The sequence below is a fragment of the Amycolatopsis sp. cmx-11-32 genome, from assembly GCF_047608695.1.
In the GTDB taxonomy this organism is placed as follows: Bacteria; Actinomycetota; Actinomycetes; order Mycobacteriales; family Pseudonocardiaceae; genus Amycolatopsis.
This window is the reverse complement of sequence record NZ_JADNQN010000020.1, coordinates 48,031-73,740: the sequence shown is the minus strand read 5'-3', so window position 1 is coordinate 73,740 and position 25,710 is coordinate 48,031. Positions and strand designations below refer to the sequence as shown.

The window sequence follows — 25,710 nt, the reverse complement described above, 5'->3', positions numbered from 1 at the left end:
CTCGGCCCCTGCAGGCACCAGCGATGCCGAGTCCGGATTGCCAAGAGCAGCGCAGACCGGCAGCTCTGCGCTCTGCCGGGACCCTGACCCTCAAGGCAGGGAAGGACTCCTTCACGCGCCGCAGCTGTGATCCATGGTGACACTGGGACGAACGTGGCGCCACTACCTGGACGCGCAAGTCCGTGAAGGCCCCCTTGAGGGACCCAGAGTCCCTTAAGGAGGCCTTCACGGACTCGCCACCACGGCAGGTGACCGAAGCGTTCAGTGAACCGTCCGCCCGGCGGCGTGCGTTGTCTCCGGTGAAACGGAGGTAGGCGTGCCCATCAAGGTCGACCGCAGCGACTTCGGCGACGTGCCCGAGTGGGCGCGGACGCTCCTCGAGGTGCTCGGCGTCTCCTGGCCCGCCGCCAACCAGCACAAGTTCCGGCGGGTGGCCCAGGAGTACGACCTGGTGACGGAACAGCTGGCCAAGCTGCCGGACGACATCGCCAGGGTCAAACGCGGGATCGACCAGAAACTGTCGATGCCCCAAGGGGGCGAGGCGTTCGACAGGAGCATGAAGCCGCTCACCGGCGGGACGCCGAACCTGCTGGGTGAACTGGCCGAGGGGACGAAGGGGATCGCCGACGGCTGCCGCAAGGTCGCGTTGGACGTCGAGTACACGAAGTTCTCCGCGATCGGCCAGCTTTTCCTGCTCGCCTATGAGATCGCGATGGAGTACGCCCTCGCGTCCGTCACCGCCGGCGCGTCACTCGCGAACCTCACCTGGCATTACGCCCTCACCCGCGGGTACCTGCTCGTCCTGTTCAAGATGCTCGTGCGGGCGATCGTGTTCGAGATGTTCATCGGGATCACCGGTGGGCTGATCATCGACGCCGCCGTGCAACGGCTGCAGCGGGAACGGACCGAATGGGACGACGAAACCACCAAGCAGACGGCGATCTCGGGTGCGATCGGCGGTCTGCTGGGCGGCGCCGTCGGCGAACTGGGGGAGCGGCTGGGCCGCAAGGTCGGCGCCCTGCTGGGCAAGGACTTCGGGAAGATCGCCACCGACGACCTGCTGAAGCTGGTCAAGGATCTCAAGCTGCCGGGCGGGGACGAACTCGCCGACAACTGGGTGCGCGACCTCGGCCGCACGTTGACCGATCGGGCGGGTAAACAGCTCACCGATCCGGCGACCGCGTTCACGAAGCGGGCGATCGAGGGCTTCAGCGACGAGGTGGCCGACCGCTTCGGCACCGCGTTCGGCAAGACCCTCGGCGACGACGCGGCCCGGCAACTCGGCCGGGACTACGCGCGCACGTTCGTGGACAACTGGGGCAAGCGCGGACTGGACGGAACCGGGGCGTTCGGTGACAGCCTGCGCCGGGCGCTCGACCCGCACAGCGACAAGATCGGCAAGGACGCCGTCGATCTGCTCACCGGTCACGTGCCGGAGGTGCTGTCCCGCAACGTGAATGATCGTCTTGGCGGCAACCTCGCGGCCAGGGCGGCCGAATTCAGCACCACTTTCCTCTTCGAAGGCGTCTCCGGGGTGATGAGCCAGGCGACGATGGCGGCGCTCAACGGCGAGTCCGTGTCTGCGGCGGAGTACGGAATGGGGTTCGTCGGCGGCGTGGTCGGCGGCGCCGTGAGCCACAAACTCGAAGGGATCGGGGAACGAGGACTCGACGCGGCGATCACGTCGATGAAGGAGAAGTTCGGCGGCGTGGGGTCGCTCGGCGACCTCTCGGCGAGTACGACGCTCGACACCAAGAGCGGGACGGATCCGGCCACGGTGACGGCGCCTGCCACGGCGACCACCGGAACGACCGGCGCTGCCACCACTTCGGACGTCAAGTCCACTTCGGACACCAGAACTTCCGCCGGTACCAAGGTGTCAACGGAGACGAAGTCCACTTCGGACAGTAAGGTCGCCAAGCCGGAGTCGGACGTCAAGCCAGGCAAGACGGCCGCGGAGGCCAAACAGCCGGATGCGAAGACCGTGCGCACTACCTCCGACAGCGGGAGTCCAGCGGACGAAGAACGTCCGCGCACCCGGCCCTCGCCACTGCGCACCACTTCCACCGAGGAGACGGCGGCGCCGCAGGCACCCGCCCAGACCGAGTCGAGTGCGGTCGAAGCGGAGACGGCCGAGACTGTCACCACCGACCAGGTCGCCGAAGTCGAGGCCCCCGAGGCGCAAACGGAAGCCCCCGAGCCCGAAGCCGAGCCCGAGCCCCTCGCGCCCGTCGCTCAGCCGGAAGCCGTCGCTCAGCCGGACGAGCAGGTTCTCGTGCTCGCGGATCTGCCGCCGTTCCTCGCCGACGGCCAGGCACTCGGTTCCGCGCCGGTGCTCGCCGTGGAGGGCGTCGAGGAACTGCGGGACGAACTCGGCAGGCTGCTGCCCGGAGTCACCCCCGATCGCCTCGACGCGATCGGGGACGCCGTCCGCGACGATTTCGAATCCACCCTGAGCGGCCTGCATTTCCCGCTTCGCACGGCGGAAGGCTGGCGTGAGGTCACGATCCGGGCCGCCTTCCGCGGCGACGTGACGAGTGAGCCGAAGGAAAAGACCAAGGCGGACCTCACCGTCCAGTCGGGCATCACGAACTCGGAGAACATGACCGTTCTCCACGCCGGTGACGTCGGGATGGCAGGCACCGTGCAGGCACCGGTCGGTCCGTACGGCACCGTGGGCGGCAAGGTGGCGCTGGCGGCGCCGGGCGTGGCACAGACCGTCACCGTGTCCACTTCGGACCAGCGTGCGATCCGCTCCGGCGAAGGTTCCCGCCGCGTGGTCAGGAACGTGGAGTTCACCCTCAGCGTGCACGACCAGGACGGTGCCGAGGTCGACGGCCCGGCCGAGCCGGTTCCGGGCAGTGTCACGCTGCGCCTTCCGGACGACCTGGTGGGGATCACCCCGCCGTCCGGAGTGACCGCGACGAACCTGGAGCCCAGGGCTGGTCGCGGACTACGGAACCCGGTGCCCGAGGCGGTCACCGGTCTCGGCGACGTGTTCACCGACACCGCCGGTCTGCTGCACGGTTCGGTGACCGCGCTGGACGCTCCCGGCCGGGAGGCGTTGCGCGCGTTCCTCGGCACCGCGAGCGTCAGGGAACACTTCGGCGCCATGCTGGAAGGCTGGGTGACTTCACCCGCGCTGCTCAGCTCGGACGGCGACAGGGTGGGCGCGGTCCGGATGAAGGCCGTCCTGGCCAGGGCCGAACTCGTCGGCCCGACGACCGGGACCCAGTTGCGGCTGCACGAATCGGCGACCACCGGGTCGGCCGTTTCGGCCTCCACCAAGCGCGGGTTCGACGCCTCGGCGGCGGTCGGTGGCGGCGGCACTGTCGGCGGAGCACGGGTCGCCGCCGGGGTCGGTGGCGGCTTCTCCTCAAGGACAGGGGACACCACCGCGTCCGGCCGGTCGTCGACCACGAAGGCGGGGATCCAGCTCAAGAGCGACATCGGTCTCTACCGGTTCGACGCCGAAATCGTGGTGCAGGCCTTGGACGGCAGGGAAACGCCGTCCGTCACGGCGACGGTCTACGCCAGGGTGGGGATGGCGGAAGCCGTCGCACAGGGCCTGCCGGTGCCGGCGGGCACCGGCACCGGCATCACCCCACCGGACAAGGCGAAGTTCCAGCCCGCGCACCTCGCCGCGGGGCTCGCGGCGGGCAACGTGCGGGTGGGCCGGTTCGAGGGCGCGGACGGCGTGTCGGCCGAGATCCGCGCCAGGCTCGCGGAAGTCGCCCGGTACGCGGATCTCCTGCCGGGCTGGGACGGGCACGACGTGAACGCGGCACAGACGCTGGAGATGCTGGCCAACGAGCGCCGACTGCAGGCCGCGCTGTCGCCGTTGGCGTTGCGCAACCGCATGGACGCGTTGCTGGGGGCGGGGGTGTCGGTGACCCTCAACCGCCAGGGCGACTTCCGGCAGGACCGCGTCACCATCACCGTCCGGCTGGAACAGAAGTCGGCCGAGCACCGCGGCCAGGTCAAGGACCGCGTGGTCCGCAACGCCACGACGACCAGTCCGGCGCTGGGCGCGTCGTCCTCGTCCGCCAAGGGCTGGTCGGTCGGCCCGGAGGGCAAGGTGACCGTCGGAGCCGGGATCGTGGCGGCCACGCTGGGCATCGTGCCGACGTTCGCCGCGAAGTACGGCCGTGCCACCACCACCCGGACCGGAGGGGGTCCGACGGTCGATTCGACCTACCTGAACATCGGCAGCCCCGACTCGCAGGTCTTCGAGCACACGGGCCGCTTCGTCGTTTCCATCACCGCGTATTCCCGTGCCCGCGAGGTGGCCCGGAAGACACTGCCCGGGCTCCCCGGAACTCAGGTGCCGCATGTCCGTCCTCTTTGGACCACACCTGACGAGGACCAAGGCCCGTACCGGCTTCCGGTGACCTACACGTTGCTGACATCGGACAGTGTGACCCTGCCCGCCGACCCCGGAAAGTTCGCGCCCGGCGCGCCGAGGGTCCGCACGCTGGACCCGCCGCGGTCGATCATCGGGCATTTCCAGGCCCTCGCGCCGCCGGACGTCGGCGAGTGGGTCGGGGTCGAGGCCATCGCGCACACCGGCCACGTCAGCGAAGCGGCCATGGCGGCGCTGGTGGAGGCGTCGGACGGCGACCAGGCGCTCACCCTGCCCGGCAGCGACGCATGGGCAAGCGTCCAGACGATGCTGAGCACCGAGAACATCAAGGCGGCCCTGAGTTCGTTCACCCATGGGACGCTGAGCACCGAACTCGTCTATCCCCGGCGGTTGGCCGACAGGGTGGGCAGGATCGGCGTCGTCGCCCGGTTGAGCAACCCCGTCTTCGTCCGAGTCGCCGATGACGCCGGCGCGGAACGCTCCACCGCGGGCGGCTACCGGTTCGAGAGCGGCAAGAGCAAGAGCAGCGGACCGGCGGTCACCGCCGGGGTCGCGATCACCGGCGCGGCGAACGACGATCCCGCGAGTTCCGGCACCGGTGGGGTGACCGGGAAACCGTGGGCGAAGACGACCACCAAGGGCGAGGGTCTCGACATTTCCGCGAGCGTCGACCGCAACGTCACCACGGCGGCCGGTACGCCGAGGGTGCTGGCAAGGTTCGACATCGCCTTCACAGTGCTCGCCGAGGCGCGGCAGCAGACCGTCGTGGTACGTCCCGAAGCCCGCGGCGCGGCTCGTTTCGTAGACCTTCCCGGCGCCGCTTTCGTCTGGCTCACCGAGGACCAGGCCCGCCGCTACGGCCTGTTGCCCGCCGAACCGAGGGAGACCCGGAAGCGGCCCGAGCGGCTTGCCGCGCCCACGACGCTGCCGCCGTTTCGACCAGGGGCGCTGGGACTGGGCGCGATCGAGCGCCTGCCCGACCTGTCCGATCTGGTGCCGGAGTTGACCGCGCGGCTGTCCCGGCACGACGTGCCGTTGCTGCCCGGCAGGTTCCTGGACGACGCGATGAACAACTGGGCTCGGTTGACCGACCTGGTCTCGCCGGATGGTGTGCAGGCGTTGGTGGACAGTGCCCTCGACGGCGGCATCCCCTTGCAGGCGCATTTGCCGAAGCTGTTCACCGACCGCGGTTTCCAGGTGCTGCTGACCGCGCGCGTCGTTGGCGAACCGGCTTTCCGCGAGGTCGTCAACGACGGCCGGACCATCGAGCACAGCACCGCCCGCGCGATCCGGACCACCCGGACGGAGGGCACGGCCAAGTCGTGGTCGGCGGCACTGCGGCTCGGCGGCCAGGAGAAGTTCTCCGGCGGCGCGACGGCGACCTCGGTCGGCGGTGCCGTCACCGACGGCGTCGGCGTCACCAAGACGACCAGCGTCAACGAGGTCACCAGCAGGCAGGACACGCGGTTGCGGACGGGCACCGGGCCCGCCGCGCTGTTCGACGTCCCGATCCAGTTCACCCTCGAGGTGCGGCGTGACGGCAGGTTCGTCGCCGCCGGGAACACCGGCAAGAAGAACCTCGCCATCCGGCTGCTGGCCGACAACCTGACGCCGGGCGCGGGCGCCTTCGAGAAGTCCGGCCCGGCCAGGTTGTCACGGCGGGACGCCCTCCCCGGCGAGTTGCGGACCTGGCGCCGTGGCGGCGTGGCGAAGCTGCCGGAAACGGCGTCGGTGGAGTCCGTGCGCGCCGCCGCGCGGTTGCGTGAGGTCGTGCGGGACACGCTCACCCTCGCCGGGGCGGACAGCGGTATCACCGGCTACGGCACCGGCACGATCAACGCCCTCTGGTCCGCCCTGAGTCCTCAAGTGCTGCAGGCGTTCCTGCCGTCGATGACGAGTGAAAGCCTTCCCGTGCCCGCTCTCCGGGAAGCGGCCGTGCTACGGGGCAAACGGGCGGACGTCGAGGTGCACGCCCGCCTCACCACACCTCGCCTGGTCGCGTTGAGCGACGGCGTCAACCTGGAGAGCCCGGCGAACGCGACGACGGCGCGTTCGGCGGAACGCAAGACGGCCGAGGTCGGTGAAGTGACCGTCGGCGGGCCTTCGGTCGTGCCCGTCAAGGAGTCGGCCAACATCGGCGGCCTGTTCAGCGGCGCCGAGACACGCTGGGCCGACGAGCCGGCCGTCGCGACGACCGACGGCACGACCGTGTCCGCCGCCGCGAACCTGAAACCGGCGGGACGCACCGCGCTGGTCCGGTTCGACGTGGACTACCGGATCGTGGTCAAGGTCGGCGGCCGCACCGAGGTCGTAGACCTCGCGCTGCCCGCCTCGGCGGACGTGCGGATGCCGGTCGGCGATCTGACGGACGTCACCGGCCAGAAGGTTTCGCGTCTGCTGAAGGCACGACAGGGACGGGTCGCCCGGACGGCGAAGTCGTGGCGCGAGGCCGAGGTCGGCGCCCAGCGGCACCGCCTCCAGGCCCATGCGCTGATCCGGGAACTGGGTGTCGGCATCGACTGGCCCGCCACGGTCGCCGCGGCACGAGCCGAGCGGCCGGGCAGGCTCGAAGAGCGGCACCACAAGTACGCGCGCCGAACCGAACAAGCCTTGCGGGAGGCCGAAAACCTCGCCGAGGCGGCGCGGACCCGGCTCGAACTCGTGCGCTCCGCCACCGACGCGCTGCAAGCCGATCTGGAGGCCATGGCGGACGATGTCGACGATCTCGCCCGTGAAGCCGTCGAAGAGGCCGAGGTCCAGCGCGCCGCCGCGACCGACGAGGTGGCCAGGACCCAAGCGGTACTGCAGGCCGCGTGGCTGGACCTCACCGAGTCCAAACAGGACGCGTGGTGGCTGGCGAAAGGCGCGCTGGACGCCGAATTCACCCGGCTGGCGGCACAGCCGGGCTCGCCGGAAGACGAGGCGTGGCGCCACAGCCGGGCCACCGACGCACCCTGGTTCACCGTGGCGGAGCCGCTCGACCCGGCGAAGTGGGAGCCGCTGCGGGCGGAGACGCCGAGGCGGGCGGTGGCCACCGAGACCGCCGACGTGCTCACCACCCTGCGCACCGGGCCGGACAAGCGCTACGACGGCGTGATCCGGTACGGCGTCAGCAGATTCAAGGTCGGCGACCGCCATGTCACCGAATTCACCGTGCCGATCAACCTCGTGCCAGGCCCTGGCGTCACCGGCGAGCAGCTCACGGCCTTGCGCGAACGGGCACGGGCGGGTATCGAAACCCTGATCAACAAACGCCACGGCCTGCCGAACGGCGACCAGTTGCACGTCCGGGTCGAGTTCACCGAAGACAGGCTGACCGGCGAGAACGGCGAACCCGGGTACCGCGCGTACGACGTGGTCGCCCGCGACGACGAGCGCACGACACAGACCACCTGGCGACCGGACGCCACACCGGAAGAGCTGGCCCACGAACTGCTCCACTACCTCGGCGCGCCCGACGAGGAGCACGACCAGGATCGGGTGTTCCTGAGCAAGGAAGACGACGGCACGACGGGTGTCGTCACCGGCGACGGCGGCATCATGGGCGCCGACGTGGTCGAACCGGGACAGGCCCCGCGGTTGCTGCCCCGGCACGCCTGGCAGATCCAGCACGTCCTGGAAAGCCAGCTCGGATCGGGCCACCGGCTCACCGACCCCGGCCAGGACGACCTGCCGGGAGTCCCGCCGTCCTTGCTCACCGACGTCCAGCGGACCGCCATGACCAGGGAGCGGCGGGAGGTCTTCGCGGTCGGTGGTGACACGGTGTCGTCGAACCTGATCGAGGCGATCGCCAGGACGGTGGCTCCCGATTCGCCTTCGCGCCAGGCGGAACTGCGGGAACTGGGCGTTTCGCTGCCGCACGCGACCCCGGAGGAGGTCGCGCACGCGCTGGGCGTCCGGCTGCGGATGCTGACCGAGGGTGGGACGACCGTCCGCCTCGGCCCCTCCCGCGGTGAAACGGCGCGTGTGGTCCTCTCGTCCTCAGGCGACTTCCTGGCGACCCACCGCGTCCCGGAGGCCGCCGAGACGCGGCCGCCGACGAGGCGCGCTCCGGTGGACCACACGTTCGGCGAGTCCGACGGCGGTGGCCAGGCCGAGAACGCCGACCCCGGCATCGACGATTACACGTCCCGTTACGAGGCCGTCTTCGCCGGGTTGCCGAACCTGGTGAGCGCCGACGACGGCGCTCGGCTCGGAGAGCTGTCACGGATCGCTGAAGGCGGGCGGCTCGAAAACCACGTCGAGGCGGTGCTCCGCTCACGCGAGATCTCCACACTGCTGGGCCGCATCGATCAGGGACTGGGGACGCTGACCGAGCCGGACATCCGGGAGAGGGTGCGGTCGCTGGTCAACGACGCGCTGCTGGTGACGTCGCTGACGCCTGCCAGGGAACGGGACTCCCGGGACAATTCCCGTTTGGGCCTGGGGACCGTGCGCGATCGCCGGGTCGTGCGGCCGGTGTCGATCGACAGGCTGCGACAGCTGCTCGGCGACCTCGCCGTGAACCTGGAAGCGGGCCGGGATCCGTTCACCGCTCTCGGATCGACGGTGCAGGGGATCGACTACCGGCCCGACCAGGAACTGCCATCCCGGCTGGCCCGCCTCGGGCTGACGAACCTCACGCCGCCGGCGCGGGCCACCCTGCAGGACGACCGGCTTTTCCAGGCACTGCTGGAAAACCCCGCCGCGATGACCGAAGCGTTGTTCGCCGCGACCGGGCACGACGAGCAGCACTTCATGAACTCCTGCGAAGCGGCGGCCACGAACTCCGAAATCCGTGGCCTGGTCCCGACCATCGCGGGTCTGCTGCTGGCGGGCCGTGGCGTCGCCACTCACGTCGAACAGCAGCTGGAGGGGATGCGGGCGGACCAGCTGACCAAGCGGGATCGGCCCTTCGGCCGGACCATCGGCGCGCTGGCGCGCGAACGGGTCGCCAAGGCCGGGCTACGGTTCGACGGCATCGAGAAGCAGGCGATGCGGCTCGCGACGGCGGCCGCCACCGATCCCGCCGCCCTTGAGGAATGGGCCGAGCTCACCACCCAGTGGGGCCGCACCCTGCAGAAACTGGCCGCGGTGGTCCGGCTCGACCGGCGCGACGGTTCTTCCGTTCCCGTGCTGACGAAGAAGATCATTCCCGGGGCTTGGGAGCTGAGCGCTCCTCTGCTGCTCCCGCTCGCCGTGGACCGGCCGATGAGGCGCGCCACCGGACTGGACGACCTCCCGTACCGCGAGAGCGTCCACCGGCATCTGGCGCCCGCCCCTCGTGAGAACTACCGCGGCAGGCTGTGGACCGAGCCGGAGGTGCCGCTCTCACCGGGGCTCGAGCCCGATCCCGGCGTGTTCTGGCAGCGGATCCGCTCCGGTAACGGCGTCCGGGTCGGCACGGAATCCCACCAGATGTTCCTCAAGGCGGCCGAAGTCGGCGGCGAGCGGATGTTCGTGCTCGGCGATCCGAAGAAGTCGAACCACGATTACCTCTCGTTCGGCGAGTTCGCTCGCTGGGCCGAGCGCAACGACATCCTGGTCGGCCGGGACGTGCTGGTGGATCGCGCCGTCGTGGTGCCTTCGAGGCCGGATCCCGCGCCGGAACCGGACGAGGCACCCGCTCCCGAAACCGGTGAGCCCGAACCGCCCGGCGGACTCGCCGTCGACGTGCTGGCCGAGGCGGAGTCGCACGACGCCGGGATCTGGCTCACCGACCCCTCGGCCGACCCGACCGCGAGGGAAGCGCAACGGAACGCGGTTCTCGCACTTCGCGGGGATCCCCGGTTCTTCACCGTGGTCGCGCACGTCGGCCCCGGTGGCGTCCCCGAATTCCGCGGACGGCCGATCACCCCGGAAGTGATGGTCGAGGTACTGGCCCGGCTCGCCGAGGACGGCGTCTGGACCGATGGCAGGACCCTGCGGTTCGTCGCGTGCGGACTCGGTTCGCCGGACGTCCATGGCTACGTCTCCACCGTGCTGCACGGACTCGCCGACGAGAACCTCGAGACCGACGCCTACGCGGGTGACACCGCGGTCTGGTCGACGCCCGGCCGGGAAAACGGGGCCACGCCGGGCGAACTGGTGGTGGCGAGCCAGGTCGGTTTCCACCGCGACGGCCGCCCGGTGGTCACGGGCGATGGCCAGTGGCTGCACTTCCGGTTCGCCGAACGCGCCGAAATCGAGGTGACGGAGCACGGCGCGTACCTGGTCGCCGGCGACGAAGACCCGCCTGTCTTCCGGAAGGCGCCGGGTGGCTTCGACGTCGTGCCCACCACCGACGGCGACCTGATCGAGAAGACCATCCCGGGCTCCCTGCCGTTCGGGACCGAGACGGTCGACGGTAGCGGCGTCGGGACCGCGGAGACCGTGCGGGCGAACCTGGCCGAGTTCGCGGAGGTGGTCGCCGCTCAGCCGGTTCCGCCGCCGGTGGAGGTGCGCGGGCCGGTGGGTGATTCGCGGCTCTCGACGATCGCCAGGACGCTGCGGTCCACGCTGACCCGCAGCGTCCGGCTGTCCGTGCTCACTTCCGCCTCGGAGCGTGACGTCGTCGTTTCCACGGTCGTCCCGCACGAGGGGACTGGGGAGGCTCCCAGAGAGTTCGAGATCTATTTCGAACAGGGGAGGAAAGATTTCCCCTCGGCCGGGCGGTCCACTTTGGACGCAGCGGCGGTGCTGGTGGCGTCGGCGGTCCGCGAGGGTGACCCCACCGTGAGTGTCGTCGGGTACGGCAACGGCAGTGTCACGGACAAGGACCAGGCAAGGAGGACGGGTCAGGCGCGCGCCGAAACGGTGGCGAAGGAGTTGAGTGCCGCGATCATCGCCAAGCTGCCGACCGACGGATCAGTGAAAGTCCCCATCGTCGACCCGACGTCTCAGGGAAGTGATCTCGGCAGCGAGCCGCGGAACGACCTCGCCGCCCGGCGAGCCCGCCGTCGCGCGGTGATCTCCGTCGAGCTCAACCCTGGTCGCCCTTTGCCCACTGCGGATGAGACGCCCGTCCTCAGGCCGTCGCCTGGGAGCCGGAACCAGTCCGAAACGTCGACGAGGTCGACGGTCACCGTCAACTCCGTCGTGGTCGACGACCTCTATCCGGGCAGGATACTGCCACGGGACATCGCTTCCCCGAGACAGCGGAAGGCACTGCGCATCCACGGTGCGGAACCGGTCTTCATCGGGAACGAGGCCCCGCACATCACCTTCCGCAAAGCTGTCGCCGCAGGCCTGTCGGACCGGGCACCGCTCGAGTACAAGCGCGTCACCCGCGAACTCGACGAGTTCGCGAAGAACCATCCCGGCGACAGCGACCTTGCGAGACTCGCCGACGCCGCCGGGGTTCGCGTCCACGTTCTCCGCGCCAACGGGACTTGGCGGAGCTACGGTCCGAAGACCGGGCGTCCCGTGCACCTCTTGCTCGCGGACCTCGACGGCGAGGACAACTACCTCGGCCTGCGGGAGAACGTCCACATCGGACGACCGCACGTGAGCTACCCAGGCTCCTCGGTGCTGGTGACCGGGGACGAGCGCAAGGTCGTGCACCGCGGCGAATTCGAAATCGAGACCGTCAAGGGAAAGCACTACGTCCGCCTCTACACCGCGGTACTGGCGCCCGCCAAGCGTGCGTCGGAGTACAAGGACGTGCACCAGGAGAAGAGCGGCAAGGTCGTGCCGTTCAGCGGTCAGGGCCGTGACGGCGCGAAAGAGGTCTTCTGGGTCGGCGGCGGACGGCCGCTGCGTGCGGTGCAATGGATCTCCAAGTACGAAAAGGACGTCAACCGCGTGCCCGACGTCCAGTCGGCCCTGCGGTCGTTCCTGGTGCCGCTCGGCACCTTCCTGGCCGCCACCCGCCAGGCCACCGTCGAGTCGAGGTCCGACGGCAACAAGCTCTCGATGAACGTCGACCAGAACGGTGACACCAACCAGTTCGGACTGCGCGGCCTCGACTTCACTCGCCTGCGGGAGCGCGCCCTCGACGGCTCGCTCATCACTTACACCCACGGCGCGAACGAGAGCCTGATGCCGGAGGCCGCCGGCCGCCAGGAGGACATCGCCGACCTCTACTCGCGGCTCGGTCTCAGCCCGGACTTCAAGTCCGAAAGGCTGGGGAAGGACGTCGACCCGTGGTTCACCTGGTCGGCGGGCGACCGCAAGTACTTCCGGAACGATCCGGCCGCCCTGCGCGGTTTGGCGAAGACACTCAGCAACCACTACCACACGTGGAAGGAGTCGCCGGAAGCGTTCTTCAGCCCGGCGGCCGACGCCATCCCGGGGGTCGAGGGCGACCCGGCCGCGGACAGCCCGTTCCGCCGTGCCGAGGAGATGAACGTCTTCCTCAACACCCGCGGCCCCGGAAAGGCGGCCGTCGATCAGCTGGCCGCGAAGATCGACGAGGCCATCGATACCGTCGTCAGGGCGCAAGCCCCCGATGGAGTGCCGGTGGGGCCGTCGGAGTTCAAGGACGTCGTCCTCAATCAGATCAAGGCCAGCCTGCAGGTTCCGCAGCAGGTCCTGAACGCGGCGACGGCCGCCGTCGCGGCGAACACCGTGCGATACCAGAACCTGGAGGCACTCCGGACGGCCCTGCTCACCCATCCGCGAATCTCGGTGGAGGCGGCGAAGATCGTGGCCCAGGCTGTGGAAGCCTCCCTCGAAACACATCTCGGGCCGGAGGCGATCGAGCAGGAGTTCACCCAGCAGGTCCTCGACGTCATCCGGGAGACGGTGCGCGCCCGGTTCGAGCAGTTGCGGTCCGACTGGGGCGGGGACCTGGACGCCCTGTCGCAGGCGAAGCGCGGCTACCTCAGTGGTGCCCGCGGCGAGGCGTTCACCAAGGCGGTCATCGACGAGCTCACCGGCACCCTCGCGGCGCAATTCGCCCAACCTGACCTGACGATCTCCCGGGCCGCCTTCGCCGCACAGCTCAAGGAACAGGCCGTGCCCAAGGCCATCCGCCCGGTCACCAAGAGCAAACTGGTCGATCTCGAAGCCAAAGACTTGAAGAAGGTTTTCGACGCCAGGCTGGGGGAGGTCGCCACCGCGCTGACGAAGGAGCTCAAAAGCAAGAACGTCGCCAAACTCGCCAGTGCGGAGTCCCGGACGGCCGTCGCGAACGCGGTGGGCCCGAGGGTGCGCGAGCTGGAACTGGCCGCGAAGTCGTTCGCCAAGGTGACCCGGCAAGAAGCGGACGAGTTCATGGACCTGCTGCCGCAGTTCGCGACCCAGGCGGAGATCGGCTCCCTCGTCGCCACCGACGAACGCCGGATCAAGGCCGACTTCGACACCCGTCAGACCCGGCTCGACGGGGACCACATCGAAGGCGAGCCGTTCTCGAACGACTATGGCCGCTGGCTGACGGAACACGTCCTCGGCTTCACCTGGAAGCACGAGCCACACGTGTTCGACGCGCATCAGCGGATCGGCCGGGAGCTGACCGAGACCATCCGCGCCGAACTGCGGGCACCCCATGACCGGTCCGCCAAGACGATCCTCGACGCACTCGTCACGAACGTGGACGAGGGAGTCACCGACCCGCGGGGCGGGCTGGCCCGCAAATTCGCCGAGACGGTCAAGCCGAACGGCGGTCCTCATCGCACCGGCACCGAGACGAAACCGAACACCTTCAGCGAGCACGCCCAGATGGTGATCAACCAGTACCTCAAGATCACGCAGGGACACGAGGACGCCGGCCGGTTCGTGAAACGGGACGCGATCGTCAAGGCGATCCTGTTCCACGACATGGAGAAAGTGAACTCCAAGAACCAGTACGGCGACGCGCAGGTCCAGCACGACAAGGAACCGGAACACCGCGGCGCCCTCGAACAGATGAGACGCTACGAAGGTCTCTGGTCGGACCGCCGGGAATTCGAGCTGGTCTGCAGGTTCGTCGACTCCGACCCGTTCGGCTACTACTTCCGCGAAATCGGTGTGGACACGAAAGGCAAGAAAAAGAAGGGCGCCGAAAAGGAAGGTACGGAAAAGAAGAGCGCGGACAAGAGAGTCATGGACAAACACGGCGTCTACGGCTTCGTGCGCGATCTCGCGCACTGGGTGAAGCGACCGGACGGTACGGCGCCGAATGCCCGCGACGTACGGAATCTCTTCCGCGAATTCCACCAGTACTACCAGGCGGATTTCTCTTCTTACAGTGCCCATGCGAGGTTCGTCCACGACGATGACGACGCGGTGTGGCCGGGCTACGACAAGCTCATCGGGATGGCGGAAGCGGAGAACGTCGGGCACGTGCTGGTGCCCGGCGAGCATCGGTTCGCCTATTCCTCGGCCGATCGAGAGAGTGGAAAGCTCCCGTACGAAAAGAAGTACCGGGACCTGGCCGCCCTGTTCGACGAGGCCGTCCTCGCCGAGGAGCAGGCGAGTGCCGAGCCGGTGACGGTCACCGTGCCGGACGAAGAGGACGCTCCGCGAGAGCCAGGTGCGGGCGGGTTCGACTCCGACGCCGTGTTCGACGTGCTGGTGCCGTCGCCCGGAATCGGCACCTCCGGCCTCCGCGACATCACCAGCCCCGACGACGACGCGTGACCGAACCCGGAACTCGCGTGCTCAGAGGCGGAACTCGTGTGTTACGCCTCCAAGCACGCGAGACCCGTAGAACGTCAGGCGGTCCGGAACTGCCGGGCGGTTCTGCCGCCCCTCCTGCATGGTGCCCGGCGCCCCGGTCAGGTGTCCTGATGAGGTCGAGTTCGCGCCAACGGTAGGAGAAGCCGGTGCCCACAACGGAGGAGTTCACCCTGGCGAGGGTGTTCGACCTCATCGATCCCGCGACCGGCCCTGGTTTCGCGCCCGGCCACCCGCGTGTCGACGACGAAGAGGAACGCCGGGCACTGGTCGCGTATCTGTCGGGCGGCACTCCGGTACTGGTCACGCCGACGCTGATGGACGACGTCGTCGACCCGGCCCGGAAGGCTGTCGTGCCGTCGAACTTCCTGACCGACGGCGAGTGGATCTGGACCGACACCGTGACCTACTACCTGGAGCACCACGGCCTGGCCCCCGAACCGGGGTTGCTGAGCCGGATCCGGGCGGGTGGGGGAGTGGTGGATCCGGTGACACCGGAAACCGTCCGGCGCGCGGCCGGGTTCGTGCTCGAGCCGCCGGGCCCCGAGCGTCGTCCGGTGTGGAGTCAGGGCTGACAGCCCGGAGCACCTTCCGGTCCTTCTGCCGGTGGTTACGCATGGTGGCGGAAGACCTGATCACGTGTACTGGAACACGAGTCGCAGAACCGCTCGACCAGAGGAGTTGACGTGTCGCTACGAATCCAAGGCTTCACCGGTCGTCCCGCCAGCACGGCCGAGGACATGGTGGCCGTCTATGTGTCCCGCGAAGAGATCCGCGGGATGGACGCGAGTGAACTCGGCGTCCGGATCGCCGCCGCCGCGGAGCGGCCGGAGCGGACCACCATCGCCGAATTCGAACCCGCGCCCCGCTACACGATCCAGGACGTCCTGCTCGGGAACATCACCTGGGAGGAACTGACCCGTTCGTCGGCCTGACCGGTCACGACGCGTTGGGATGCCCGGCGAGCCGCACGCGCAGTTTGGCGGCTTCGGCGCGATCCAATCTGTCGCAGATGGACAGTGCGCGCTCCCGCGTGTCGCGTGCGGACGCCGGGTCGCCCAGTTCCTCGGCCAGGGCCGTCAAATCGCAAAGAGTGTCCACTTGGGACTGTGGCTGGCCGAAGCGCTCGAACAGCGCAAGGGCCTCGGTCAGCCTGTCGCGGGCCGTCACGCGCTCTCCCTGCCGGTGCAGCAGCCTGCCGCTGGCCTGGAGCGCGCGGGCCTGGCCCATGAGCGCGCCGTGGCGCCGGAACAGCTCGAGCGCTTCTTCGCACTGTCCGAGCGCGGTACCGAAAGCGTTGAGCGCGGCCAGGTTCTTCGCCGAACGCAACAACAGATACGAATAGTTGGTGTCGTCGACGGGCGTGTGCGGGCCCACTTGGATTTGCCTGAAGTAGCGGACACAGAGGTCGAACTCCGTGGCGGCTTCGTCGAAATCCCCGTTCGTGTGCCGGTAGGTGGCCCGCATCGCCCGCGCCACGTGGAGGCCGAGAGGATAGTCGGCCTCGGTGAACAACGTCACCGCTTCGTCGAACGGTCCTCGGGAAGCCGGCGTGCTGCCGCCATGGAGTCGCGCGCTCGCCAGATAGACCCGCGCCCAGCCCTGTTCCCGCAGATCGCCCGCGTCCACCGCGGCTTCCCACGCCTGCTGGGCCATCCGGACGGCGTCGTCCGGGTGACCCATGAGGGTGGACAGCACCCAGGCCAAGAAGTTGCGCTGCACCGCTTCGTCGCGCTTACTGCCGATCGCGAGTGCCGATTTCAGGGCGAGCTCGAACACCTCCTGCCAGGTGCTCGCGGTGCCGCCGATCTCCGAGTACCAGTGCATGGCCTCGGCCAGTTCGAGGACCTGCCGGTGTTCGCCGCGTGCGGCGGCACTTCTCAAGGCGGCGGACCAGTTCTTCGTCTCCACCTCGAGCCAGCGGCCCGCGCCGGTGTGGTCGCCGAACGACGAGGTCGTCACCGCGGGCGTGGTCACCTGGTCGGACGGCTGGAAGTACCGGCCCGCGGCCGTCGCCGTCCGCACCAGCCAGCGGTTGAGCCGGTTCTCGGCCTCCTGCACGGCTTCGGAGGTCTCCTCCCGGGTGAGTCGTTCCGTCGCGAACACCCTGAGGAGGTCGTGGAACTGGTACCGGCCGTCGTGGAACGACGTCTGCAGCAGACTGGCGTCGGCCAGTTCCTCCAGGAAGATCGCCGCCTCGTCCTCGTCCGGCGAGTCGACGAGTTCCTTCGCCGCCCCCACCGAGAAGTCGGCGGCCGGGACGAGCGAAACCCGGCGGAAGACCTTGGCCGCGGTCGGGGTGAGCTGGCGGTAGGACAGTTCGAACACGCTGCGGACGTCGAGATCGCCCGCGGTGAGCGTCGTCAGTCGCCTGCCTTCGTCCCGGAGCTGGTCGACGAGCCGGGAAAGCGGCCACACCGGACGGCTCGCCAGCCGGTTGCCCGCGATACGGAGCGCGAGCGGCAGGCGTCCGCACAGTTCGACCAGCTCGATCGCCGCGGCGCTCTCCCGCGCCACCCGAGCCTGTCCGACGATGCTGGTCAGGAGTGCGACGGCGTCGTCCCGCCCCAGCACGGTGAGCGGGATCCTGCTGGTCCCTTCGAGGCCGACCAGCATCTGACGGCTGGTGATCAGCGTCAGACAACGCCGCCCGCCGACCAGCAGCGGACGGACCTGCGCTTCGTCGGCGGCGTCGTCGAGGACGATCAGGGTGGCGCGCTCCTTCAGCAACGCCCGGCACAGGCTCATCCGGTGGTCGAGTTCGGCCGGGATCTGGACCGCGTCGACACCCAGTGACCGCAGCGCGAGGTGCAGCACGTCCGCCGGTTCGCTCGGCTCGGACGACATCCCGCGCAGCTTCAGGAAAAGCTGGCCGTCGGGGAAGTGCCCGGCGAGTTCGTTGGCCGTCCTCACCGCGAGGCTCGTCTTGCCGGTGCCGGGCGGCCCGCTCAGCACCGCCACGTGCCCGGAGCGCCGGCGGCCGCCGTCCAGTTCGCCGGCGAGAGCGCGCAGCGCGCCGAGATCGGGTTCGCGCCCGGTCAGATCGTCGAGGTCGGCGGGCAGCACGCCGACCGCGGGAGGACCGTAGAGCTGGGCCGGTGCGGTCACGGGTGTCGTCACCGCCGCCCGTGACCGGCCCCGTTTCGCGACCTTCTGCAGCTGAGTCAGCTCGTCGTCGGTCAGGGCCAACGGGGCGGCGAGTGCCTCTATCGTGCGACGTTGGGGGCTTTTGGCGACGCCGCGCTCCATGTCGCTGATCGCGCGGACGCTGACGCCCGAGCCTTCCGCGAGTTCTTCCTGGGTGAGGCCGGCACGAACGCGGTAGTGATGCAGAAGCGCCTTGAAGGTGGCTGAACCGTCGCTCAAGGCCGCGTTCGTCATGCCGGAATTATCCACGCGGACGGGGCCCGCTCAAGGCTGGCCCGGCGTGATCCAGAACGCCGAACCGGTGCGTTAACCCGTCTGGACGATCAAGTTTCGGCGAGGTGAAATGCGGCTGAAGGGGACTTTCCCCGCGTCTGACGCGGTGAAGGGCGCTTTCCCCGCATGGCATGCGGGAAAAGTCCCCTTCAGCCCTGCCGGGCGGACCACCGGAGTTACGAGCGGGTGGTCCCGTCCACCGCGCTGACCGGCGCGCCGCCGTTCGTCACCGCCAGTACCGTGTCGCCGCAGCGGACCAGGTCACCGGTGGCGAGCGGGACCGGCCCGGTGATCCGCTCGCCGTTGTGGAAAGTTCCGTTGCGGGAACCGAGATCCGTCAGAACGGGATCGCCCGCCTCGATGGTGATTCCGGCGTGCTCGCGGGACACGGCGCCGTCGTGGCGCAGTGCCACGTCGGCACTCGCGTCGCGGCCGATGACCAGGCGCCCCAGCGTGGGCAGTTCACGCAGGCGGGCCCGGCCGGCGCCGTCGACCCAGGTCAGCGCCGGTTGCCCGGATCCGGCGGCACCGGGCGCGGCGACTCGCAGCAGTGTCGCCGTTCCGGCGTGGGCGAGGACAGCGCGTTCCAGTTCCCGCAACGCCGGACCCGGATCGACGCCCGCTTCCTCGGCCAGCACCCGCCGCGCCTGCCGGAAGCGGTCCAGCGCCTCGGCTTGGCGTCCGTCCTGGTAGAGCGCGACCATCAGCTGACCCCAGAACCGTTCCCGCAGCGGATGATCCGCGACCAGTTCCTCGAGTTCCCGCACCAGTCCGGGCACGTCCCCCGCGCGCAGGTCCGCGGCGATCCGCGCCTCCAGTGCCTCCCAGCGCATTTCCGCGTAGAGAGTGCGCGCGGGGTCGAGAGCGGTGTGGTCGGGCAAGTCGGCGCAGAACGGGCCCCGCCACAGTTCGAGCGCCTGCCGGTAGCCGGCCGCGGCGCCCCCGGTGTCACGGGCCCGTTCGGCGGCCCTCGCCCGGCCGATCCGGTCTTCCGCCTCGCGCAGGTCGGCGCGGACGCCGAGAAGCTGATAGCCCGCTGGTCCGTGCCGCAGGGATTCTCCGTGCGTACCAAGGGTTTGCCGCAGATTGTGCACGTGGACCTGTACGGTGGAGCGAGACGCGGGCTTACCGGTGTCGGAGTAGATCGCCTCCGCCAGTTTGGCCGCGCTGACCGGCGCTCCACCGGAGGCGGCCAGCACGGCGAGCACCGCGCGGGGCCGCAGCCCGCCAGGGGTGGCGGGCACGCCGTCGACGGCCAGCTCCACCGTTCCCAGCAACCGCACCTCCACTGTCACGGGCACGATCATCACACGGCCTGGGCCGTGTTTCGCAAACTGGGGTTGGCAGGTTGGGCGAGGGCACGCGCGTGCGTTTTTCCGGCCGGAGGTCTCGGTTTGCGGAGGCGGGCCGTTGAGACGGCTGGATGAGGGGTCAGCCGAAAGCGCGCTTCGAAAGACACGGCCTAAAGCGATCTTGAAGCGAGATGGGTTTAACTGACCGCCATGACCACATTGACCGCACTCGAGAACGTGGTGGACCGGCACGGGCGCGACGCGCTGTCCGACTCGATCGTGCTCACCGGCGCGCTGCGCAGTCTTCCCGACCCGCCACCGGACGCCGAGATCAGCGCGCTCGCCGCGGCGGCGGGCGCGGGCGCGGCCGAGCGGATGCGCGCGGTACTCGAATCCGGAGGTGGCCCGGCCGAAGCGCTCCGGGTCGCGACAGCGGCTTGCGGCGCGGCCCCCGGGGCGGAATGGGCTTGCGGACAACTCGGCGCGGCCCTCGGCTATCTTCCAAGGGACACCGGCGCCGACGAGCCGACCACCGCGTTGACCACCGTCCTGGCCGGGGAAAAGCCGAAGCGCGGCAAGCGGATCGCCGTGATCGCCGGTGTCGTCGTCATGGTGGTCGCCCTCGTCGCGGCGGGCGTGACGCTCGCGCTCAGCGGTGGCGACGAGCCGAGCGCCGCCGACAAGCCGCCGGTCGCGCCGCCGTCTTCGTCCGTGCCTTCGTCGGGGCCGCTGGGGTCGGCGCCCCAGTCGGAACCCTCTCCGTCACCAGTTCCCGAGGAAGCGGCCGCGGCCTTCGAGGATCCGGAGTTGCTCGCTGCGGCGAAGCCGTACCTCGATCGTCCCGACGTCCGTTGCAAGCAAGCCGAATCCATCGTGAGTGTCCGGGAAACCGTCAACTGCGACCTGGGTTCCGGCATCATCGCCAGCTTCCGCGTGCTGTTCTTCCCCAAGCAGCTCACCTCGCTGCGCAAGGTGCTGCAGACCGACAACGACGGCGCGCGGCCCGGCTCGATCCGGACGCTGCGCTGGGAGTACGTGCCGGGACAGCCGGGAATCCGCGCGGGTATCCCGGTCGGCACCCCGCGCGAAGGGCACGGCACCCGGATCCGGTTCCTGGAGCCGGAAAACGGCTACGCCCGGCTCTATTTCGACGAAGACTCCACCGGGGTCGCCGTCTACATGCAGGCGGGCACCGACGATCAGCAGGTGCTCCGCAAGTTCTGGGCGGATCCGGACGCGTGATGGACGACCACGACCCCCGCCTCGCCGAAGTCGCGCGCCGCTTCGGGCGGCACGCGCTCACCGATCCCGTGGCGCTCCGGTCCGCGCTGGAACAGTCCGGAAACGCCTTCAGCCCGGCGGAAATCGACGCGCTCGTGGTCTCACTGCGAGGTCCGGGAACGCTGGAAGCGTCGTTGCCGCACGATCCCGACCCGACCGGGCCGCCGCTGAACCCGACACTCGCGGAGAACCGGCTCACCTGGGGCGGCCCTCAGAACCGCTCGACACGGCAGCTTCCTTCTCGCGGACGCAAGAAGTGGTGGTTCTTCGGCGCCGCCGTCCTGCTGGTGGCCGCGATCGCGACCGGAGCGGTGATCTTCGTCCAGGGCAAGGAAGAACCCGCGGCACCGCCGCCGGACCGGTACGCGCTCGACCAGGTCGCCGGCCGTTACCGCGCACTCGGCGCCCGTCTGCTCGACGGCGCGGTCCGGTGCGCGCAGCAGGCCGCGAAACCCGGCGAGACGGAACGAGTCGGCTGCGATGCCGGGCTGTACGCGCTCACGCTGGTCACCTACGACGTGCCGGGCAGGCTCACCGAGTCGCGGAAACTCGCCGACACCGCCGGTGCGGTGCGTTCGGCGAACAGCGCCGGCCCGGGCGCGGCGTTCGCGATGCGGGAACTGGCCTCCGGCGAATCGTCGATCTACTGGGACGTCGACAGCCCCCGCGCGGTCAGCGCGACACTGACCGCGGCCAAGACCGGGCTCCCGGCCTTGGCCGAGTTCTACGACGCGCGGAAGTTCGGGGTGTTGAAACGTCCGGAGGTGCCGGGGGCCGCGTTCTCCTCCGGCACACTCTGGGAACTCGCGCAGGCGCACGTTCTCAACGAGCGGTCGGCGGACTGCAGGGCGGTGCCCGCCACCACCGGCACGGCCGAGACGGTCAAATGCCCGCTGGCCGACGGCGCGATGCTGGTGTTCAGCACCGCGTCCGACCACGAGGCCCTGATCAAGCTGCGCACGGAGAATTCCTCCAACGGCGGTGTGGTGCCCGGCACCGTCGAGGTGAGCACCTGGAACCGTCACGGCGGTCCGGTCGTCGGCCAGTTCATCCGGTTCGTCACGGCGGACGACCGCAGCCCCACCCTCTATTTCGACGACGACGCGAAGCTGGTCTACGGCTACTACTTCGGCGCACCTGGTTCTGCTCCGGAGGCGCTGCTGGAGCGCTGGCAGCGTGGCTCGCGGTGAATCAGCCCTCGCGGTTAATGAGGCAAGCGGAGTGCCGCGAAGAAGTCCTCGACGGCGCGGAGATCGGCGGGGTAGGGCGTGCCGACCTTGCCGTCGAGCACCGAGACGGTCGCGTGTTCGTCGTCGGTCCAGGCGTACCGGGTGGTCGTGCCGAGCACCGTGCACACGAGCGTGCCCTGGTGCCCGTCGCGTGACCAGGACTGCTTGGCAGGCAGGTCGCCGGGGCATTTGCCCGCGGTGAGCCCGGCCGGATCCGTTCCCGCGCCGGTGCGCAGGTAGGCGGTGGCCGCGTCGGCGTCGTCGAGCGCGGAGATCCGGAGCTCGCCGGTCTCGCCGCCGGTCTGGCAGACGACCTGCGCGCGGACGCCCTCGCCAGCCGCCGTCACCGGCGCGCAGGTGAGCCCGGTGGGCGTGCTGCGGCCGACGCGGTCGGCGGCGGGCGGTCCCGTCGACGTCAGGAAGACCGCCGCCAGGACGATCGCGACGATCAGCGCGGCTCCGGCCACGAGGCCCGCCACCAAACCGGTCCGGCGGCGGCGAGGCGGCTCGACGGCGACCGCGGCGAGTGGCGCGTCGGCGCGGATGGCCCGGATGCGGTCGCGTACTTCGCGCACCGTCGGACGGTCACGAGGATCCTTGGCCAGCAACGATTTCAGCAGGCCGTTGACCGTCGCGGTACGCGGATCGTCGACCGTGAGCTGCGGGATCGGTGCCCGGTCGTGCGCGACGATCACCTCGGGCTGGCTGCCGCGATAGGGCAGCTCACCGGTCAGGGTCACCCACAGCAGACAACCCACCGCGTAGACGTCCGAAGCGGCGGTGGCGGGTTCGCCGCGAAGACGTTCGGGAGCCATGTAGCCGACGGTGCCGATCACCCCGCTGGTCTCCGCGCCTTGGTCGATCTCGGCGGAACGCGCGATGCCGAAGTCGCACAGGTAGGCGAAGTCCTCGTCGTGGTGCTCGGCACGGGGCCGCAGCAGGACGTTGCCGGATTTGACGTCACGGTGCACGACGCCGATGGCGTGCGCGTCGCCGAGCGCGGAGACCACCTGATCCACCACCGACAAAGCCCGGTCCGGGCTCATCGGCCCGGCTTCGAGCACCTTGGCCAGGTCGGGCCCGTCGACCAGCTGCATCGCCAGGTACAGGCAGCCGTCCACCTCACCGTGGTCGTGGATCGCGACGACATGCGGCGAATCGAGCCGGGCCAGCGCCGCCGCCTCGCGGCCGAAGCGCTCGCGGTAAACCGGGTCTTCGGCGTAATGGGGCGGCAGGACCTTCAACGCCACCGGCCGTCGCATGCGGTGCTGCCACGCGCGATAGACCACGCCCATACCGCCGCGGCCGATGATCCCGTCGATCCGGAATCCGCCGAAGTCCTCGCCGACCCGCGGCGTCATACGGTTCCCCCAGTCACGCGGGCCACTCTAACCCGCGGTGAGGTGCCGATCGTGAACCCGGCGCCAGACGAGCAGGGAAAGGACCGCACCGCAGAGGCAGAGGACCATGTCCCACTGCGTGTCCCAGACATCTCCTTGCGTGGCGAGGAAATCGTCCGCGCCGACCCGGCGGCCAGCGCGCTGAACCATTCCACGAACTCGACACAGGCGGCGATCGCCAGGCAGACGCATACGGTCAGGAACGTGACCCAGCCACCGGGCCGCAACGGGGTCCGGCGCAGCAACACCTCGCGCACGGCGATCGGGGGCCCGGCCAGTCCTGTACCCATTCCCCGGCAGGCGCTTCCGTGTAGGTGTACTGACCGCCGTCAGGGGAAAACGTTTGCGCAGCGCCACCACCAGCGGCAGCCCGATCAGCACCCAGACGACTTCCCCTGCAGCGACGTGAACGGCTCCGCCGGTATCTGATGTCCCCAATGCGACATGGGGGACAATGACCGCGAGGCAGCGGGGCGGCGCAGCGGGTAATCCGTCACTCGCCTCGGCCAGGGGGGACGAGCCGTCGCACCGCACCGTCGAATCCGGTGCTGTACAGGCTTTCCGGGTCCCAGCCCGGTCCGGCGCCGAACCGCACGGACGAGCCAAGGTGGACGCCCGTCGCGATCGCGCAGGTCGCGCCGGAGTCCGGGTCGACGCGGTACACGATGCCGTGTTCGCCCGCCGTGTAGAGCCGCCCGTCGGGGCCGATGGTCAGGTCGTCGATGATGTTCAGTGGCCACGGTGCCTGAAGCCGGATCTTCTTCGCGGGCGCGGAGGGGTTCGCGAGGTCGATCGCGGCGATCTGGAAGTCCGGGCCGCCGGTGTTCGCCACGTACAGGGTGCGGCCGTCGTTGCCGACGACCATGCCGTTGGGGCCGAGCAGGTCGGGCCCGTACCGTTCCGGGGCCGACGGATTCTCCTCGCGTACCAGCCAGAGTCCACGCTTCGGCCCGATCAGGGTGCTGATCACCGCGTCGCCGTTGGGCAGCACCGTGCCGCCGTCGGGCATCGTGAGACCGGTGGCCCACGTCCGCCGTTGCCCGGTGTCGAAGTCGTAGATGTCGATGGTGCCGGTCTTCAGGCCGAGGACGCCGTCGAGCGTCTCGTGCCCGGTGTTGACGTACAACTCATTGCCGCGCACCGAAAGCGCGCCGGGGCCGGATACCGGCAGCAGGGTGTCCACCGCGCCGTCCGGGGTCACGCGCTCGATGGACCCGTTGTCCGCGAACAGGGTTTTGGAGACCAGCAGGCCGCCTCGCCCGTCGAAGGCGAGGTTCTCCAGCGGGAGACCGAGTCCGGTCGCGACGGTGCGCACCTGCCACGGTCCGCAGGCCGACGCGGCCGCGGCCGGGGCGCTCGGTGCGGTGAAGGCCGCCGCCATCACGATCGTCGCGGCGACGACGCCGCGGATACGCCCGGTCATGAGCCTCCACATCCACCGAACTAGTACATATGTATCAATCAGCTTGAGACGGGAGTATTGATCAGACGGCGGGAACGTGTCAATCGACGAGCGGGACGCTGGTCCGCCGTCGCAGGTCGTCGGCGTCCATGGCGAAGGCGAGGAAGAGCCCTTGCAGTGCGCGCTTCGTGAGCTCGGCGTCTTCTTCGGTCGGCTGCGGGTTGGCCAGCCGGTGCAGCGCCAGGCCGTCCAGCAGGGCCATGAAGGCCTTGGCCGCGCGCCGGGAATCGGCGATGCCGAGGGAGGTGAGCAGGGGAGCGGCGGACGCTTCGAAGGTGCCCATCGCCTCGTCGACCACGTCGCGCATGGCCGGGTTCCTGGCGGCTTCCATGTACAGCTCGTACTGGGCGACGGTCACGCCGAACTTGCCCGCCACCAGGGCCTGGGTGAGCCGTTCGCCGACCTCCAGCACGGATTCCGCGTCGCGCACGATGTCGGCGAGCAACTCGCGCACGACCTCGATCCGCTCGTGGATGTGGAACCGCAGGGCCTCCGCGATGAGTTCCTCGCTGGTCGCGAAGTAGTACCCCGCCGCGGCCTGCGGCAGCCCGGCGCTGGCGGAGACCGCGCGGTGGGTCACCGCCTTGACGCCGCCGTCGCAGATCAGCCACATCGCGGCCCGGAGCAGCAGTTCGCGGCGCTCTCGGCTCCGCGCCTGCTGTTTGCCGCGACTACCGGTCATTGACTTCCCCTTCGGTCGAACCGATAC

General features: G+C 69.8%; 10 protein-coding genes and 1 pseudogene. 5 read left to right on the top strand and 6 right to left on the bottom strand.

Translation table 11 applies throughout. The features are described from left to right. The first annotated feature begins 316 nt into the window (after positions 1-316). The 3 genes from ACM6LR_RS37180 to ACM6LR_RS37170 all read left to right on the top strand — a co-directional run bounded on the left by ACM6LR_RS37180 (position 317) and on the right by ACM6LR_RS37170 (position 15,852). On the top strand, positions 317-14,881 hold the full coding sequence (locus ACM6LR_RS37180) for a hypothetical protein (protein WP_414945464.1): 14,565 nt from the start codon (positions 317-319) through the stop codon (positions 14,879-14,881). 185 nt (positions 14,882-15,066) lie between these two features. Further along, positions 15,067-15,492, top strand: coding sequence for a hypothetical protein (locus ACM6LR_RS37175; protein ID WP_414945463.1), 426 nt, complete (start codon positions 15,067-15,069; stop codon positions 15,490-15,492). Positions 15,493-15,603: 111 nt separating this feature from the next. Then, entirely contained in the window at positions 15,604-15,852 is a 249-nt protein-coding gene (locus ACM6LR_RS37170; protein WP_414941850.1) for a hypothetical protein, read from the top strand. 4 nt (positions 15,853-15,856) lie between these two features. On the opposite strand, the gene ACM6LR_RS37165 is transcribed toward ACM6LR_RS37170, so the two are convergent. Then, positions 15,857-18,298: an ATP-binding protein gene (locus tag ACM6LR_RS37165; RefSeq protein ID WP_414945462.1), complete on the bottom strand. Its 2,442-nt coding sequence runs from the start codon at positions 18,296-18,298 to the stop codon at positions 15,857-15,859. A 215-nt stretch (positions 18,299-18,513) separates the two neighbouring features. Beyond that, positions 18,514-19,632, bottom strand: coding sequence for a BTAD domain-containing putative transcriptional regulator (locus ACM6LR_RS37160; RefSeq protein ID WP_414941852.1), 1,119 nt, complete (start codon positions 19,630-19,632; stop codon positions 18,514-18,516). 207 nt (positions 19,633-19,839) lie between these two features. Between ACM6LR_RS37160 and ACM6LR_RS37155 the strand changes: the two genes are divergently transcribed. Beyond that, entirely contained in the window at positions 19,840-20,871 is a 1,032-nt protein-coding gene (locus ACM6LR_RS37155) for a hypothetical protein (RefSeq protein ID WP_414945461.1), read from the top strand. Further along, a complete protein-coding gene (locus ACM6LR_RS37150; protein WP_414941854.1) occupies positions 20,871-22,100 on the top strand; it encodes a hypothetical protein in 1,230 nt (409 codons plus the stop codon). The genes ACM6LR_RS37155 and ACM6LR_RS37150 overlap by 1 nt, the downstream gene beginning before the upstream one ends. A 14-nt stretch (positions 22,101-22,114) precedes the next feature. Here ACM6LR_RS37150 and ACM6LR_RS37145 read toward each other — a convergent pair whose 3' ends face one another. The 4 genes and pseudogenes from ACM6LR_RS37145 to ACM6LR_RS37130 form a co-directional block, all read right to left on the bottom strand. After that, positions 22,115-23,500: a serine/threonine-protein kinase gene (locus tag ACM6LR_RS37145; RefSeq protein WP_414941855.1), complete on the bottom strand. Its 1,386-nt coding sequence runs from the start codon at positions 23,498-23,500 to the stop codon at positions 22,115-22,117. 27 nt (positions 23,501-23,527) lie between these two features. Beyond that, a pseudogene (locus ACM6LR_RS37140) lies at positions 23,528-23,829 on the bottom strand (DUF2238 domain-containing protein). A gap of 203 nt (positions 23,830-24,032) precedes the next feature. Then, positions 24,033-24,962, bottom strand: a complete 930-nt coding sequence (locus ACM6LR_RS37135; protein ID WP_414945460.1) for an SMP-30/gluconolactonase/LRE family protein — start codon at positions 24,960-24,962, stop codon at positions 24,033-24,035. Between the two features lie 79 nt (positions 24,963-25,041). After that, entirely contained in the window at positions 25,042-25,683 is a 642-nt protein-coding gene (locus ACM6LR_RS37130) for a TetR/AcrR family transcriptional regulator (protein WP_414941858.1), read from the bottom strand. Positions 25,684-25,710 lie beyond the last annotated feature (27 nt).